Annotated in this window: 10 protein-coding genes; 4 read left to right on the top strand and 6 right to left on the bottom strand. The window is 65.8% G+C overall.

Annotated elements, in window-relative coordinates; translation table 11 throughout:
- Window positions 1-230: 230 nt before the first annotated feature.
- The 4 genes from ACJMK0_RS01555 (at window position 231) to ACJMK0_RS01540 (ending at window position 8,604) form a co-directional block, all read left to right on the top strand.
- On the top strand, window positions 231-2,807 hold the full coding sequence (locus ACJMK0_RS01555) for a family 16 glycosylhydrolase (RefSeq protein ID WP_405235056.1): 2,577 nt from the start codon (window positions 231-233) through the stop codon (window positions 2,805-2,807).
- 59 nt (window positions 2,808-2,866) lie between these two features.
- The gene (locus tag ACJMK0_RS01550) at window positions 2,867-6,019 is read left to right on the top strand and encodes a glycoside hydrolase 5 family protein (RefSeq protein WP_405235055.1); all 3,153 of its coding nucleotides are present in this window, start codon (window positions 2,867-2,869) and stop codon (window positions 6,017-6,019) included.
- Between the two features lie 32 nt (window positions 6,020-6,051).
- Entirely contained in the window at window positions 6,052-6,807 is a 756-nt protein-coding gene (locus ACJMK0_RS01545) for a hypothetical protein (protein WP_405235054.1), read from the top strand.
- Between the two features lie 78 nt (window positions 6,808-6,885).
- Complete coding sequence (locus ACJMK0_RS01540) at window positions 6,886-8,604, top strand: glycoside hydrolase family 2 TIM barrel-domain containing protein (protein ID WP_405235053.1); 1,719 nt, start codon at window positions 6,886-6,888, stop codon at window positions 8,602-8,604.
- 42 nt (window positions 8,605-8,646) lie between these two features.
- On the opposite strand, the gene ACJMK0_RS01535 is transcribed toward ACJMK0_RS01540, so the two are convergent.
- The 6 genes from ACJMK0_RS01535 to ACJMK0_RS01510 all read right to left on the bottom strand — a co-directional run bounded on the left by ACJMK0_RS01535 (window position 8,647) and on the right by ACJMK0_RS01510 (window position 16,610).
- Window positions 8,647-9,681: a LacI family DNA-binding transcriptional regulator gene (locus tag ACJMK0_RS01535; protein ID WP_405235052.1), complete on the bottom strand. Its 1,035-nt coding sequence runs from the start codon at window positions 9,679-9,681 to the stop codon at window positions 8,647-8,649.
- Between the two features lie 42 nt (window positions 9,682-9,723).
- Window positions 9,724-10,725: a glycosyl hydrolase family 17 protein gene (locus ACJMK0_RS01530; RefSeq protein ID WP_405235051.1), complete on the bottom strand. Its 1,002-nt coding sequence runs from the start codon at window positions 10,723-10,725 to the stop codon at window positions 9,724-9,726.
- Window positions 10,718-11,605 (bottom strand): glycoside hydrolase family 17 protein, encoded by an 888-nt coding sequence (locus ACJMK0_RS01525; protein ID WP_405235050.1) that lies wholly within the window; start codon window positions 11,603-11,605, stop codon window positions 10,718-10,720. The genes ACJMK0_RS01530 and ACJMK0_RS01525 overlap by 8 nt, the downstream gene beginning before the upstream one ends.
- 17 nt (window positions 11,606-11,622) lie before the next feature.
- A complete protein-coding gene (locus ACJMK0_RS01520; RefSeq protein WP_405235049.1) occupies window positions 11,623-15,084 on the bottom strand; it encodes a hypothetical protein in 3,462 nt (1,153 codons plus the stop codon).
- A 14-nt stretch (window positions 15,085-15,098) separates the two neighbouring features.
- The gene (locus ACJMK0_RS01515) at window positions 15,099-15,857 is read right to left on the bottom strand and encodes a sugar-binding protein (RefSeq protein WP_405235048.1); all 759 of its coding nucleotides are present in this window, start codon (window positions 15,855-15,857) and stop codon (window positions 15,099-15,101) included.
- Between the two features lie 240 nt (window positions 15,858-16,097).
- The gene (locus tag ACJMK0_RS01510; RefSeq protein ID WP_405235047.1) at window positions 16,098-16,610 is read right to left on the bottom strand and encodes an SHOCT domain-containing protein; all 513 of its coding nucleotides are present in this window, start codon (window positions 16,608-16,610) and stop codon (window positions 16,098-16,100) included.
- Window positions 16,611-16,628: the final 18 nt, after the last annotated feature.

Genomic DNA, 16,628 nt, shown 5'->3' with positions numbered 1-16,628 from the left:
ATGAGACCTGGTAACGACGTGCCGCCGCGTGTTGCGCTGTCGCCGGCAGCGCTTTCAGCCCTGTACGCATCCAACGGCAACGGGTGCGCCGCGAGCTCGTCCCGGCTCGAACCTCGGATCTGTCCGATTCCGACCCCGAATTCCCGGACACCGAATTCCCGGACGCCGATCAGCGTCACCCACCAAATCAGCCTCAAGCCTTCGGGCTTTCCGTCTTCGAGGGAGAACCTATGATGCCCGGCCTGCGAGGATTGCCACGCTTTGTCGCCGCTCTGGCCGCCCTGGTGGCGCTGTCTGCCTGTACCCAGGAAGACCGTGACCAGCCGCTGGAGCAGGTCGAGCCGATCGAGATTCCGGTGGCGGATACCACCACCCGGACCAACTTCAACATCGCCAACCCGACGCTGGAGATACCGGAGACGTTCCCGGTCAGCGACGGCGATCTGCTGACGCTGGTCTGGAGCGACGAATTCGACGGCGCGCAGCTGGATCCCGAGACCTGGTTCTTCGAGTCCGGCGACGGTTCCGACTTCGTCGGCGACGGCGGCATCACCGGTCTGCCGTCCGGGTGGGGCAACAACGAATTGCAGTGGTATCTGCCGGACAATGCACAGCTCGAGAACGGCGTCCTGAAGATCACCGCGCGGCGCGAAAAAGTGGGGGACTTCGGTTACACGTCCGCGAGGATCACCACCCGCGACCGCTTCGCATTCAAGTACGGCCGCATCGAAGCGAGCATCAAGTTCCCCTCCGGTCAGGGCCTGTGGCCGGCGTTCTGGATGCTGTCCCAGGACAGCCCGTACGGCAGCTGGGCGGCGACCGGCGAAATCGATATCGTCGAAGCCGCCAACCTGGACGGCCAGCCCGGACCCGGGGGCGTCGGCGGCGGCAACAACATCTTCGGCACCATCCATTACGGCGGCGAGTTCCCGGCCAACGAGTTCTCGAGCGTCGACTACACGCCCTCCGAAGACGTGACGGGCGGTTTCAACACCTACGCCCTGGAGTGGGACGAGTTCGAGATCCGCTGGTATTTCAACGGCGTGCTGTACGCGGTGCAGAATTCCTGGTTCTCGGCGGCAGCGCCCTATCCGGCGCCGTTCGATCAGCCGTTCCACATCCTCCTGAATCTCGCGGTGGGCGGGGATCTGCCCGGTCCGCCGAACGGCTCCACGCCCTTCCCGGCGACGCTGGAGGTGGACTGGGTCCGCGTCTATTCGGGCGAGGAGGCCGAGGTGGAGCCGGCCGATCCGGGCATCATCCCGGATGACGTCATCTATGCGTCGGACCCCAGCGAGCCCGTGGATCTCGAGTTCGGCGTGGACTATACGGGCTTCGATCCTTTCGGTTCGGGCTCGACCTTCAACAACAACGTGACCTTCGACTCGAGTTTCAGCCCGGTCTTCGGCGTCACGACGGGCAACGGGTACGGCGCGCAGGTGGGCCAGTTCGCGATCGTCGGGTTCGCCGACGGGTTCGCAGCCGGCTACGAGAGCCTCGTCTTCAAGGCGAAGAACCTCAACAACGACCTGATCCGCGTGAAACTCCTGCCCGACGGCGACTACCTCGACATCGATCTGACGAGTTCCGCCTACTCGACGTCACTCGGCGACGGCTGGTACCAGGTCGTGGTCCCGATCGCCGATCTGACCGGGGCGGCGAACGGGAACGCGCTCCTGTTCGAAACCGACGACACGGCAGCCGCGTCCTTCACGTTCCTCCTGACCGACTTCGGCTTCAGCGGAACCGCCGGTGGCGGTGGCGGCGGTGGCGTCAGCCCGGGCATTACCCCTGACAACGTGGTGTATGCGACGGATCCGGCAGTGACCGAGGATCTGGCACCGCCGGGCGTGGACAACTTCGGCTCCGGCGCGGTGTTCGACTTCAACTTCGCCGGCGACCCGGACTTCAATCCTGCCATCCAGGTGACGAGCGGCGAGGGCTACGGTGCCGGCGTCCACGTCGGGTTCGTGGCGTTCACGGACTACGCGGCAGGATTCGCCGCCGGCTACGAGAACTTCGTGTTCAAGGTGAAGGGCGACGCGGGCAACCTGGCGGCCTTCGAGGTGAAGTTCATCAACAATGGCGACACCAGTCAGACCTATGACCTCACGACCTACGGCGGGGTCACCGATCTCGGCAACGGCTGGCTGCAGGTGTCGATCCCGATGAGCGACTTCGCGGCGACGATCGCCGGCAACGACGGTTTCCTGCTCGGCCCGCTGGGTGGTCAGGCGGCGCCGTTCACCCTGCTACTGACCGACATCGGCTTCGCGGGCACGGCCGGTGGCGGTGGCGGCGGCGGCGGTGGTGGAACCAGCCTCGTCCTGAACGGTGGTTTCGACAATGGCTTCACCGACTGGGAGACGTTCGACAACGGCGGCAGCGTCACGATTGACGCGACCGGTGGTTCGGACGGTGGCCCGGCGGCGAACCTGAACGCGACGGCGCCGGGGAACCCGACCATCAAGCAGACCCTGATCGGCGCCGGTGTGATCGAGCCGAACCAGACGTTCAGTATCACGTTCGACTGGAAGGGCACGGCGGCGAACGGCGGCGTGATCACTTTCCAGGTGTTCTCCGAACAGGCTGGCGGCGGCGTCACGAAGTCGGACCTGGTCCAGGGCGGCGATGCCTTCCCCGCGGACTGGACGACGGTCGGGCCGCTGAATTTCACGAGTGCAGGCACGGCAGCGGCCGTCGCTGACGGACTGACGCTGGAGATATCGGCGATCTGCGGCGGTGTCCCGGGCTGCGTCTCGGACCTGTTCATCGACAACATCATCGTCGAGATCGTCGGCAACTGAGTTCGATGCAGATCTCGGACAGGTCACGAAGAATGAACAATCATCAAAGAGTAGTCGCTATGGCGAAATCGAGAGTATTCAACCGTGTGGCCGTCATCGGCAGCCTGCTGGCAGCCGTGCTGGTTCTTGCCGCGCCCGACGTGAGTTACGCCCAGGCGAACAAGGTCGAGACCTACAAGGACGAGAAAGGCTGGAAACTCAAGGTCGACGGCGAGGACTTCTACGTCAAGGGCGTCGTCTGGGGCTACTCGCCGCGCGGCCAGAACTACAGTTACGGCCTGTTCAACGAATCCGACGACTTCATCCGCAAGGTGCTGGACTACGAGTTCGGCCTGATGAAGAAGATGGGCGTGAACACCATACGCAGCTTCACGACGATCCCGCCGGAGTGGGTGGAATACATCTATCGCGAACACGGCATCATGAGCGTCGTCAATCCCCTGATGGGCCGCTACGGCTATACCGTCGGCGGGCAATGGGTGCCGTTCACCGACTATTCCGACCCGTTGACGCGGGAGACACTGAAGCGGGACATGCAGGAGTTCGTGCGCCGCTACAAGGACACACCCGGCGTCCTGATGTTCGCATTCGGCAACGAAAGCAACTACGGCCTGTCGTGGTCGAGTTTCGAAATCGAGAACCTGCCCGAGGGCGAGCAGAACACGGCCAAGGCCCGTTACCTCTACAGCCTGTACGAAGAGGTGATCTCCGCGGGCAAGTCCATCGCCCCGAATCACCCGTTCAGCATCGTGAACGGCGACATCCAGTACATCGACCTCATCGCCGAGCTGGTGCCGTCCCTCGACATCCTGGGCAGCAACGTCTACCGCGGTACGAGTTTCACGGATCTGTGGCAGAGAGTCGACGAGAAGCTCGACCTGCCGGTGGTCTTCTTCGAGTTCGGCAGCGACGCCTTCAACGCGCGCACGTTCGAGGAGGACCAGTTCGCCCAGGCCATGATCCTGAAGGAGCAGTGGCAGGAGATGTATCAGCAGGCCTATGGTAACGGCGGACTGGGCAACTCGATCGGCGGGTACATCTTCGAGTGGCGCGACGAGTGGTGGAAATACCTCCAGACCGAGAATCTGGATATTCAGGATACGAATGCTTCGTGGTCGAACCAGGCTTACCTGTTCGACTGGACGCCTGACGGCAACAACATGAACGAGGAATGGTTCGGCATCACCGCGCTCGGTACGCCCAATGCGGAAGGCGTCTACAAGGCGATTCCCCGCATGGCCTACGACGTCATGCAGGAAGTGTTCTCGATGGACCCGTACGAAGCGTCCAGGAGCGAAATCAACAGCATGTTCGCCACCATGGACGTCGACTACTACGAGCTGAGAGGCGACATGCGTCGGACCATGGCGGCGGTCAATGAGTCCGAGCGCCGGCTCCGGTTCACCGGCGGCCGCTTTCAGGCCGAGTTCGTCACCCGGGGCGAGGAGCAGCCCATCGAGGAAGAGGGTGAGAACGCCCTGGAGTTCAGCGACGGCCAGATGGTATTCCTCGACTTCGCTTTCAATCCGAACTCCAGGCTGGACGGCCAGTTCACCCTGAACGTGCTCGGCGATGTCGCGGACAAGCGACCGCTGGAATTCTCCTACGGCGACCGCGGTCTGGAACGGGAGATCGACGTGGCGACCGAGGAGATCGAAGGTATCCCCGTGAGCCCCGTCCGCATAGACGACGGTCGGCGCATCGAGGTCTACGACTTCAATGCCCAGTATCGCGGTGATAACTTCGACCTGGAGGCCTTCTATCACACGCCGCGGTTCCACTGGGGCTACGAGGGCGATTTCTTCGGCCTCGTCGCGGAAGCCACCGATATCGCAGGCATCGACGTGTGGGACGCCAGCGCACCCTCGGGCGTCGAGATCAAGGGCAAGGGCTCCTGGGAGGGTCTCACGCTCCTCGCCGGTCCCGAGGTCTACTGGGGCGCCAACCCGAAGGCCATACTGAAGTACGACTGGAATCTCGCGGACATGGACTGGACCTTCATCCATTCCGAAGACATCGCCCGCCGTGGCGAGTCCGTGGGCGGAGCCGGGCAGACCGAACGCCAGTCCCGGCAGACGACGATCTACACCAAGAAGGAGTTCGCGAACGGCTGGGAGCTGGAGCTCGGCGGTATCATGTCGGCGACTGAGAAGGTGGGCGAGAAGTTCGATCGCTACGCGGCCGGCAACGTCTTTCTGGACGAGGTCGACTGGGACGACACCCTCGGCTTCAAGGCCAAGCTGACCTTCCCGCTGCTCGGCACCCGCACCTTCGTCTCCGCGGAGCATGCCGGGATCGTGGCCGACGCCGGCCAGTATCATACGGTCTACGGCGTCTCCGACCCGAGCAACCTGCCGTATTCCGGCCTGGGTAACAAACAGGAGTACATAGCGGGCATGCAGATGTTCGTCGGCAACTGGATGGTGTTCCCGCGGGTGCTGTATCGCGACAACCTGGTCCACGCCAATCCGCTCATAGAGCCGGAGATCGCCGACGGCATCCTCTCCCCGGGTACCAATCCGCGTAACCGGGATGCGGACCCGTTCGCGGTGCTGGGCAACCGGGAAGCACGCTCCGGCGAGATCTACTTCACCTGGGATCCCACCGGCGCGACGCCCTACTACGACTGGGACAACGAGTGGCGGGAGGACGCGCGGTTCGCCTTCGACTTCGGCGGCACCTACACCGAGTTCCCGACCTTCACCGATTCGTACCGGTTCTTCTTCGCGCCCACCGAGTCCAACGCGGCGTTCGGCGAGGGCCTGCCGGCCGAGGATGTCTGGACCGTCTCCAGCCGCATGACGATCAACACGCCCAACCGAAATCGCTACATCATCAGGGGTATCCGGGGCTTCCAGCAGTCGACGGGCAGCCCGACCGGCGGCACCCGGGACTTCTGGGAAGTGCACGGCAAGGCCGTCATTGGAGGACGCCACGTCCTGTCCGGCTACTTCATGAAGGACCGCTGGGGCCCGTACGACTTCTACCGGCAGTTCAACATCACGTTCCCGGAGCAGTTCGAGCTCGACTACTCGTACCTGCTCGGCACCGGTTTTGGTGCGATATCGGACCGGACGTCCGAGGACCAGGCCACAAAGATCGGCGTCCGTGCCCTGTACCGTTCCTTCGGTGAAGACTCCGAATCCGAGGAAGAGTATCCGGGCAGCGACTACATCTTCAGCGTCAACGTCTACTTCATCTATCAGTTCTAGCGAAGTGCATGCACAGCCGAGGTAATATTGGAATGAGTGAGCTGAATCGACAAAATGCCAGGCCGGCTCGCGGCAAGCACCTGCTCCTTGCGCTGCTCGGTACGGCGGCGCTGGTCTCTGCCGGCTGCAACAGCGAGCGCGACGACGGCGACGGCGAGCTGATCAATACCATCGTCCTGCCGACCGACGTGGTGCTGGATCTCTATTGTGAGGACGTCGGCATCCACCCGGAACCCTGTGTTCTGGAGGACCCGGAGAATCCGTTCGCGACGACGACCATCATCGAGTTCGACGTCAACAACCCCGAGGCCTCGAACAAGTTCGAGCTGTTCAATTCCCTGCCGCCCGGCCCCGATGGCGCGAAGGCCCGCTTCTACTTCTGGGCCACCGCGCTGGCGCAGCGCCCGTCCGGCGAGAACCAGTTCTACACCGCACTCGCGTTGCACGAACTGTTCGACGCGAACAGCAACGACTTGTCCCAGGACGAGCTGGTTCGCGAGCAAGCCAAGAAGGCATATCGCTCGTTGCTGGATAACTTCTTCGGCTCGGTTACGGTATTCGAGTGTTGTCCCGGAGCAAGTCCGGACGGCGAGCCCGTACCGTTCTCGATACCGCTCAACGAACTCACGGCCGACGCCCTGTACCGAACGGAGGCCACGGGGTTCCGGCGTCTGGTCCCGGGCGATCCTATCCTCGTGCTCGAGCTTCTGCTCGACTGGGGCTATTCGTATCAGCCTGCCACGCCGCCCAACTTCGACAACGGGGTGGTGTCAGTCAACGAGGGCTGACCGGGGCGCGAGGTGCGCGGAAGAGGCCTCATAAAGGCCCTGCTGATCGCGGGGCCTTTCCTTTTCTGGAAGCCGGTCATGGGGGAAGCCGTTCCTGTCGAGCTGCGGCAGACCGAGCAAGGCTGGGAGCTGTTGCGCGGCGGCGAGCCGTATTTCATCCGCGGCGCCGGCGGCGATCACTCGCTGGAGCTGCTGGCGGCGGCCGGCGCCAACTCGGTGCGCACCTGGGGCGCCGACAATCTCGAGCCCCTGCTCGATGAGGCGCATGCGCTCGGCCTTACGGTGACCGTCGGTATCTGGCTGGGCCACGAGCGCCACGGCTTCGACTACGACGACCCTGAGCAGGTGGCCGAGCAGCGCGAACGCGTGCGCCGGACCGTACTCCGCTACAAGGATCATCCGGCCGTCCTCCTCTGGGGGATCGGCAACGAGATGGAGGGTTTCGACGAAGGCGACGATCCGGCCGTCTGGATGGCCGTGAACGACGTCGCCGCCATGGTCAAGCAGCTGGACCCCCACCATCCGACCATGACGGTCACCACGTTCGTCCACGGCGAGCGTATCGAATGGGTCCACCGGCGCAGCCCCGCCATCGACATCCATGGCGTCAACGCCTACGGTGGGGCGCCGCTGGTGCCCGGGCTGCTGCGCGAGGGTGGCGCGACCAAGCCTTTCGTCCTGACCGAGTTCGGCCCCGTAGGACCCTGGGAGATGCCCAAAACCGGATGGGGCGCTCCGCTGGAGCAGACCAGTGCGGAGAAGGCAGTGTCCTACCGCGAGACCTGGGAGCGGGGCATCGCGGCGGCGCCCGGCCTGGCGCTGGGCGGCTATGCCTTCCTGTGGGGCCACAAGATGGAGGCCACCGGCACCTGGTTCGGCATGTTCCTCGAGGACGGCGCGAAGACGGCGGCGGTGGATGCCCTGACCGGGATCTGGTCGGGTGAGCCGCCGGATGACCTGGCACCGCGGGCGGCACCGCTAGCGGTCGTCGGCTCCACACGCGTCGAACCGGGCGCCACCGTCGAGGTCCGCGCGTCCGTGGAGGATCCGGAAGGCGGAGCGATCCGTACCCGCTGGGAGCTGCGCCCCGAGTCGTCCGAGTACCTGACCGGCGGCGATTTCCGGCCCGACATGCCTGCGGTCGAAGGCGCCGTCGAGACAGGGGATGTCGAGGGCGCGAGAGTGCGTATGCCCGAGCAGCCGGGACCCTATCGCCTGTTTCTGTACGCCTACGACGAGGCGGGCCATGCGGCCACCGCCAACGTGCCGCTCCTCGTCGAGGGTGAGGCACGCATGCCCCTGCCGTTCCCGGTATACGACGACGGTCTCGAGGGGATGCCCTGGGTCCCCTCGGGCTGGATGGGCGACATCGATCACCTGACACTGGACGGCGAGTACGCCAACGAGGTTCGCGACGGCGCGCACAGCATCCGCCTGCGCTTCGAGAAGCCGTTCGGCTGGGTGGGTGTCGCCTGGCAGCATCCGCCGAACAACTGGGGCGACCGGGAAGGGGGTTACGACCTCCGCGGCGCCGCAGAGCTGGAGATCTGGGCCCGGGGAGAGTACGGCGGCGAGAAGGTGAGCTTCGGCGTCGGCCTGCTCGAGCAGGACAAGGCACATCCCGATTCCGCCATCCGCAAGGTGGACGACATCGTGCTGACCCGGGAATGGCGGCGCTACACGGTACCGCTGAAGGGAGCGGACCTCTCGAGCATCAAGACGGGATTCGTGGTCACGGTCATCGGCCGCGCCACACCGGTGACGGTCTACCTCGACGGCATCCGCTACGTCCGCTGACGCCGTCCCGCAGACCGTTCGGGACTGCCGTAGGGCCTGCTCTCAGGACGGTGCCGGACCGGTCGACTCGCGGATCTGCAGCGTCGACGGGATCACCACCGTAGCAGGCTCCGGCTCCGGCTTGCCGAAGCCGTCGATCAGCTCGAGCGTGGCCCGCTCCGCCATCTTCGACAACGGCTGGCGGATGGTCGTGAGCGCGGGATAGACCAGCCGGGCGAGCGCGCTGTCGTCGAAGCCCGCCACCGACAGGCGCCCGGGAACGTCGAGCCCCAGTCGATAGGCCACGCGGATGACGCCCGCCGCCATGTCGTCGTTGGCCGCGAAGATCGCGGTGGGCGGATCGGCCAGCGCCAGCAGCCGCTCCGCCGCAGCCTCTCCCGACTCGATCGAGTTGTCGCCCTGCATGACCAGCTCCCCGGAATATTCGAGACCGCACCCGGCGAGGCCGTCCCGGTATCCCGGCAGCCTTCTGGCCACCGCCTTGTGGCGGCGGTCGCCGGCGATGAAAGCGATTCTCCGGTGTCCCAGCGAGGCGAGATAGCGGGTCATCTCCGCGCTGATCTCCCGGTCGTCGGTGGCGATGCACAGTTCCTCGTGGCTGCGGCCGCCCGGCGAGAGGCGCACGAAGCGGCTGCCCGTGGCGGCGATGGCAGCGACGATGCGAGGCATGTTCGACAGCGGCGCCGCCAGCACGACGCCGTCCGGCTGGGTCTGTTCGATGAGCGAGCCGAGTTCTCTCCGTACGTCCTTGCGACGGAGGTCGCAGGGATGGATCAGCAGTTCGTAATTGGCGGTTCGGCAGGCACGCAACGCCCCCTCCTGCAGCCGTATGACGTAGCCGGCACTGGGGGCCTCGTAGGCGGCGGGGTCGTCGTAGACCAGTACGATCAGCCGGGAACGCTGGCTGGCCAGGCTGCGGGCGGAGAGGTTGGGGCGGTAATTGAGCTGCTCGATCGCCAGATCGACCTTCTCGCGGGTCGACTGGCGGACGTTGGGTTCGCAGTTGACCACCCGCGATACCGTCTTGATGGAGACGCCGGCCAGTTCGGCGACGTCGTCTATGGTGGCTCTCGGCATCAGGTTTGCGCGGCTCCCTGGTGTCGTCCCGACAGGGGCCGATCAGCGGCTGGCAGCCCTGCCCACATCTCCCCCGGCGTCGCGCGCCAGGTCGGCGAACTGCGTCTGCATGACCCGTTTCGGCGTGCGCTCGACGGTGAAGAGCCCCCAGTGCTTCTCCGGTTCCAGCGGGTCCGGCGAGCCCTTCCACGGCTCGTCGAAGGCCTCGAAGACGAAGGCGAGAATCTCCTCTTCGGTGGTCCATTCGATCAGCTGCTCGTAGTAGCTGGCCTGCAGCTCCTCCGAAGCGTTGTGCGGGTCGATGCCCCGGCCGTTTGCCGCCGTCGGCCAGCCGGCCTCGGTGATCACCACCGGCTTGCCGGGATAGTGATCGGTCACCGAGTGGTAGTTCTGCTTCGTGTATTCCAGCGCGTCGTGGATGGAGCGGTACTCCCAGGCGGGGTAGGTGTGCACGGCGATGAAGTCCAGGGCCTCCGCCAGCGGCTCCAGCTTGTAGGTCCACGGCACGTAGTTCTCGCAGAACGTCACCGGCTGCTCGATGCGGCTGCCCACCGCCGAGGCGTACTCGACGAGGCGGTCCACTGGCACCATGTGGTCGGTCCACTCCACGCTGGCCTCGTTGCCGACCGAAACCGCGAGGACGCTGTCGCGATACTCCTTCGACAGCGCGACCAGGCGCTCCAGCTCCTGCTCGTTGCCGCGGCGGTTGGCGGCGAGCGTCTCGTCGTCGAATTCCGCCCCCCACGGGCAATGGGGATTGCTCATCTCCGCCGCCATGTCGAGTCCGAGCATGATGTGGAAGTCGAGCCCCTCGTCGCGGATGACCTGCAGCACGGTCTCCGCGTGCGGGCTGCAGTCGTACAGACGCAGAAATCTCCAGTTGCGCTGCAGTATCAGCAGGTCTTCGCGGATCTGCTCGTAGGACGGATAGATCCGCTCGATCGGGCTCTGGCCTTCCCGGTAGCCGGAATAGCAGATCGCATTGCCGTGGGCGAGCCGGCGGCCCGACGGGTCGGCCATGAGTGTCTTCAGTCTGTCAAACATACTTGGGGTTCCCGTCCTTGTCCCACAGTCCCCAGTAGGCGCCGACGTCGCCTTCGGAGTCCACCTTCCAGGCTTCGTCGAAACTGGAGAACCAGAAGACTTCGATGCCGTCTTCCTCCGCCCAGCGGCAGGTGTCGATGAAGTACTTGATGGCGTTCTCCCGGGAGGGCACGGCGCCGCCGGTCGCCGTGCCGATATTCGGCCAGCCGGTCTCGCTCACGATCACCCGCTTGCCGTCGCCGGCGCGCAGCGCACGCCGGTACATCTCCTTCATGTACAGGAGCGCGTACTCGGCCGGGCAGCCCTCCCAGAACGGATAGCAGTTGGCCAGTATCACGTCGCACGCGGCCGCCAGCCGGGGATGGTCCTCGAACTCGAAGTAGGCGTCGACATAGCCCACGTCGATCTCCGGCACCGCGGCCTTCACCCGCTCGAGATAGGCGATGAGCTGGTCCTCGGTCAGTTCGCCGCGCAGCAGCACCTCGTTGCCGATCCCCAGGATGTCGGCGTGGCCCGCGCTCGCGATACCGATCGCGTTGGCGAGTTCGACCTCGTTCTTCTCCAGGTCGCCGTCGAGCCAGGCCCCCACCATCGTGCGCAGGCCGAACTCCCGGGCGATCGCCGGGATCCGCTCGTTGCCGTCGGTGCAGGAGAAGGTGCGGATCCACCTCGTGTACGGCGCGATGATCGCCAGCCGTTCGCGGATCTGGTCTTCGCCGACCTTCGTGCCGGGCCCCTGCCCCTCGAAGTAGGGGCTGAACGACAGGCCGTGGATCTTCTGCTCGAGGATGCCGCGCACGAGTTCCTGCAGTTCGGCCTCCGACCAGTTCGCTACGTTGATTCCGGCCAGAGAGAGTTTTCTCTGATACAGGTTGGACATCGGGTGACCTCTAAAAGCTACAGAACGAGCAGAGTGTTCGGGTTCACGGTGACCGTCAGCCGGCGGATCCGGCCGTCGCGGCGGAACAGCGATGCGCTGTCCTCGGCCGACAGGCCGTTGGTCTCGCGAGATTGCGCGGTGCCGTCCCGGTAAGTGACGGTCAGGGACGAAGCCGGCCCGTCCGCCAGACGGTAGACCACCGGCACCTGACACCAGGTGTAGGCCAGGCCACCGTCGGGGATGGGCACGCTCGACCAGGTTCCATCGACGTCCAGGTAGCGCAGCGCATCGGGCGAGTCGGCGAATTCGCGCCGGCGCAGCAGCCGCGGCTCGAATCGGGCGCAGCCCTCGGCCACACGCACGCCCAGTTCGCCGAAGCGCGCCAGTATCCCCTCCTTGACCTGACCGGTCATGCCCGGCTGGCGCGCACCGCCGTAGCGCGGCGTGTGCGAATAGGGGTCGGCGGGGAACGCGCCGTAGGCGGCCGGCGTCTTGTTGAATCCGAGCCCCGCCCGCACCCGGTAGTACTCGCTGCCCAGGCGCAGCAACGCCGCCTCGTCCGCGCCGGTATCGAGGGCGGAGAAGAAACTCTCCTGCACGGCCAGCAGCAGCTTCGAGACCATGTGCCAGTAGATGCAGCCGAGGCCTTCGAAGCCGAACATCGTGCCCGAGCGCCCGGTGAAGAACTGATGGCCGAAGGTCTTTTCGAACAGCGCCCGCAGTGGCTCCCGGGCATCCTCCACCTCGCCGCCGCGGGTGCGGGCGAGGTCGTCCAGTTCCGCGAGCAGGTCGCCCACGTTCGCGAACTCGGCGCTGAAGCGGTAGCAGCCGTCTGCGTCCTTCAGGACGATGCGCCGGTCGCCTTCGGCCAGCAGCCGGCCGAGCAGCGGGATGCGCTCGATCTCACGCTCCGGTATGCGGTTCTTCTCCAGGAAACCGGGCAGCCGGCGGTCCGGATACAGCATGAAGCTGTCCTGGTCGGCCCGATAGACGTCGCTGGCGAACAGCGACTCCAGTATGTGGCAGGCCTCGTCGGGCCCGATCGCCCCCGAGCTGAGCACGGCGACCTGTCCTTCGAGCATCGGATAGAGGGTCTCGATGCGGATCCCGCCCGCATCCTGCTCGAGGAGGTTGTAGGCGTGGTACAGGCCGTCCTCGCGGCGATTATTGCCGATGCTGTAATCGGCCACGGCAATCACGTCGTCCAGCAGTTGCTCCACCTGGCTCATCGGCCGTGTATCGCTGCCGGACAGGCCGTCCTTCCCGTAGACGGCCTCGCGATAGCGGCCGGCCGCCTGTCCGAGTTCGGTCAGGGCCTCGAGGCGCCGACCGGCGCCGATGTCGCCTTCCTGCAGCGCCGCCCGCAGCCGGCCGAGCGCGGCCGCGGTCTCGTCCAGCCAGGTGCAGACTTCACGGGACAGCTGGCAGCGGCCGTCCTCGTCGCCGAGGAATTCCTGCAGGAAGCGGACATAGCGGCGCAGGTAATACAGCGTCACCATGGAAAGCCCCTGGCCGACCAGGGCGTTGTTGGCATCGTTCCATTCCGGCCGCTGGGTGTTCATCCAGATGCCGCCGTCCACGACCAGGTTGCCGAGTTTGGCGAGCAGCGGCACGATCAGTTTCTCGAGCAGCGTGACCAGGCGGACCTCGCCGTCCCCGTCCAGCACGAGCCGCGCGTCGGCCCCGATCTCCGCCTCGAGCCGCTCGATCTCCGCGGCGAGGCGCTCGTCGTAGTCGATGGTGTTCTTGGGGTCCTGCAGCAGCGCGTCGAACGGCCGGATGCGGTAGGGCACGTTGGCGTAGGCGAAGACCGGCTCGTGCAGCAGTCGGGCCAGTCGCGCCGGATGGAAGCGGCTGGAGATCTCCAGCAGTTTCAGCAGGTAGATGATCTGGTGGTCGCCCCAGTAGCCGATGTAGCTCCAGGGGTCGTCGGGGTCTTCCACCTCCCAGTCGATGCCGCCCTTCGTGATGCGGTACGGGTTGTACCCGTCCATGGTGGAGGCGTTCACGAACTTCGCGATCATGTTCTCCACGAATTCCGGATAACTGACCGCGAGCGCCTCCCAGTTCTGGAAGATGTCCCGCCAGTTGCCCTCGTACCACAGCACCGGGTAACCGTGCCGGTCCCTGAGGCGGATGGAGAAGTGGTTCCACGGCCGGCTGGGATCGCCGTGGCGACGGCCGAATGTGATGGGGAGGTACTCGTGGCACAGCCGCTCGAGCTGGCGATCGTCGCGCCCGCGCACGGCGTCCAGCAGCTCGCGGAACGGCAGCTTGTCGGGCAGCCCGTCCAGCAACGCGGCGTTGCGCTCGTATACGCGTGAATTGAAACTCCGCACCGTCTCGCGGAAGTCGCGGCCGACCACCTCGTACTGGTGCGGGAAATAGCCGCCGCGCAGCACGTTGAACAGGACGTTGGCGTAGTGATACTCCGTAACGGTCTCTTCCGCGGTCGCCTGGAAGCCGTCGCAGCTGGACATGATGCGGGCCAGCTCGTCCGACCCCCGCCGCACCGAGGCCTCGATCGAGGCGGCGAGTCCCGGCCTGTGCTCCAGCTGGCGCGAGAGCTCGACCACTTCCGCCTGGCTCTTCTCGACGTCGGCGACGATCTGCCAGCTGTGCGCCGCGCCGGCAGCCAGATCCAGGGACTGGTTGACGAGGAACGCTCCGCGTATCCCGCGCCTGTGATCCTCGGGGCGGACCGCGCCTCCGTGGCGGAACGTCTCCACCTGTTCCGAGGAGACGAGGATGGTCGGGTCGTCAAGGCCGAGACAGAAGGCGACGTTGGCCTTGAGCGACTCGCAGGGTTCCGCCCGGTCGGTAATGCCGGAGTAGAGCGTGAACAGCCCGAGTCCGGTCTCCGTGTCGAGTTCCGTCCACTTGTAGGCGTCGACGAGATTGCTGGAGTTCGTCTGCGCGAAGCGGGGAGTGCCTGCCGGGAGGATGTTCTGCAGACCGTCCAGCAGCTCGACGGACCGCTCGTGGCGGCCCCGGTTCTCGAGCCTGCAGCGGCGCACGAAGCCGTGGGTGTCGCTCGTCTCCCAGGTATAGCGGAAGGCGAGCTCCAGGTCGTGGTTGATCTCCTCGAAGCACAGCCGGTTGCCGAGCACGTTCTTGTAGAGGTTGCGGCTGACCGTGAACTTCTCGTCCTGCTCCCGGTTGAAGGGCTCCCACTGGTGCAGCCGCCCGTCGGCCTCCACACGCAGGAAGGTCCGCGGGCCCGTGTGCAGCGTGCTCTCGTGGATCTTGTCCACCGTGACGTAGGGGAAGAGCGCCGTGTCCGGCGACACCCGGCCCGCGGTGACGCCGCCCGTGGAGGAGGCGAACAGCCAGTGATCCATGTTCGAGACCACGGTGATGAAGAACGGCGGCATCCGGTCGACGTTGCGGATGGCGTAATGGCGCTCGTTGTCGAAGTCGACGAATTCGCCCTCGGCTTCGAGGCAATCGGTCGGCTCCATTTTCCAGGCGGTACTCAACAGTCTCTCTCTCCTCATTCCACGAGCAGCAGCGATCCGAACAGCCCGGCGTCGATCCAGCCGCGGTCCTTCGGTCCGGTGGGCACCGACTCGGAGCCGATGAAGTTCTCCCGCAGCTCGCTGCCGTCGTTGTCGCAATAAGCCAGCATCAGGCCCATCTGCTTGCCCGTCTCCAGCTCCACGGCGCGGTTGTCGTCGGCCCCGTCCACGTAGTCGTCGCCGTAGATGCGGATGGCGACCTCCCAGACGACGCCGTCGACCGTCTGTCTCCAGCGGCTCTCCACGTGGTGGGAATAGTCGCGCGGCTTGCGGTCCGTGCCGATGTCGATGGCGCGGTTATCCAGCGACAGGTGATAGGCGAAGGCGTTGTGGTTGTACTGATGCTCGCCGCCGGAGTAGTCCTCGTCGATGAAGATCTCCAGGCAGTCGTCGTCCCAGTACTGCTCCAGCGGGTCGCGGTGCGCGTCGAACAGCACGTCGTCGACGATCTCGGCGAGGATGTACAGGCGCTCCGCCGTCCAGACCACCTTGTACCGACCGCGGAAGTCCTCGGGCGTGTACTCGTCTCCCAGCCACCGGTATTTCAGCTCCTGCCACTGCGCGCGATCCCAGATCGCCTCGTCCCCCACGCCGTCCACCACGGGAGCCACCGCGGCGCGGGGCGCCCGGTACTCGGTCCTGTCCGGGTAATGGGATGCCTCGGCGGCCGCCGTCGTGGCCGCGAGGCATGCGACGGCGATTGTCATGCCGCGCATGAATTGCGTGTTGATCATCTCGATCTCCGCGCTCGCGAGCGATCCGGCGTCGGTACGTTGTTCTGTCGTTCTTTCCGGTGCTGCTCGTTCTGCCGGCCTGGTCGGCCCGGCACTCCCCCGGAGCCCCGGGCGCCGCCCGGGGTCACCCCTGCTGGAAGCCAGTATAGTTGATTTTGACAGCGCTGTCAGTACCGCGGGCGCGCTGCCGTGGCCATGCCCGGGCGCTGCGGATACGGGGTCAGTGGAGGGGGAGGGGCGCTAGAACCGGCTGTCGAGGATCCGGGTCTTGATCCGTTCGAACTCCTCGTCGGTGACGTAGCCGGCGTCACGGAGCTCGCCGAGTTCTCTCAGTTGCTCGAGGGCGCGGGATATCCGGTCGTCGTCTGCCGGCGGCGGGGAGATCGCTGCCGGCGTCCTTACGCTTCCCGTGGCGGCCGGAGCGGCGCGCGGCCGGGGCTCCTGGTCCGGCCGGGCCGGCGCCGGGTCGGCGGCCTGCGCCGGGGCCAAGGACTCACGGTTTTCGGACTCGCGGTCCTCGGACTCCAGGTCTTCGGACTCCAGGCTTTCGGACTTGAGGGCCTCGCGCTCCCGGCGCCGCCGCTCCTCCTCCGCCCGGCGCTGCGCCTCCAGCTGAATCCGCTCGTTCGCCAGGCGGGCTCGCTCGGCCGCCGTGTCGGTGGCCTGCGCGTAGGCCGGCAGCGCAACCAGCATGGTCACCAGCATCGTCGCCGGTATTGCCAGTGCCAGCGTGGATATCCGCAAGATCTTCATGACCGAATGCTACTCCGA

It is taken from the genome of Lentisalinibacter orientalis (assembly GCF_040706535.1).
Taxonomy (GTDB): domain Bacteria; phylum Pseudomonadota; class Gammaproteobacteria; order Steroidobacterales; family Woeseiaceae; genus Lentisalinibacter; species Lentisalinibacter orientalis.
This window is presented reverse-complemented; position numbering and strand designations above follow the sequence as displayed.

Coding starts and splice junctions, on each gene's coding strand:
- ACJMK0_RS01555 (WP_405235056.1), top strand. CDS start 231: ATGATGCCCGGCCTGCGAGGATTGCCACGCTTTGTCGCCGCTCTGGCC.
- ACJMK0_RS01550 (WP_405235055.1), top strand. CDS start 2,867: ATGGCGAAATCGAGAGTATTCAACCGTGTGGCCGTCATCGGCAGCCTG.
- ACJMK0_RS01545 (WP_405235054.1), top strand. CDS start 6,052: ATGAGTGAGCTGAATCGACAAAATGCCAGGCCGGCTCGCGGCAAGCAC.
- ACJMK0_RS01540 (WP_405235053.1), top strand. CDS start 6,886: ATGGGGGAAGCCGTTCCTGTCGAGCTGCGGCAGACCGAGCAAGGCTGG.
- ACJMK0_RS01535 (WP_405235052.1), bottom strand. CDS start 9,681: ATGCCGAGAGCCACCATAGACGACGTCGCCGAACTGGCCGGCGTCTCC.
- ACJMK0_RS01530 (WP_405235051.1), bottom strand. CDS start 10,725: ATGTTTGACAGACTGAAGACACTCATGGCCGACCCGTCGGGCCGCCGG.
- ACJMK0_RS01525 (WP_405235050.1), bottom strand. CDS start 11,605: ATGTCCAACCTGTATCAGAGAAAACTCTCTCTGGCCGGAATCAACGTA.
- ACJMK0_RS01515 (WP_405235048.1), bottom strand. CDS start 15,857: ATGATCAACACGCAATTCATGCGCGGCATGACAATCGCCGTCGCATGC.
- ACJMK0_RS01510 (WP_405235047.1), bottom strand. CDS start 16,610: ATGAAGATCTTGCGGATATCCACGCTGGCACTGGCAATACCGGCGACG.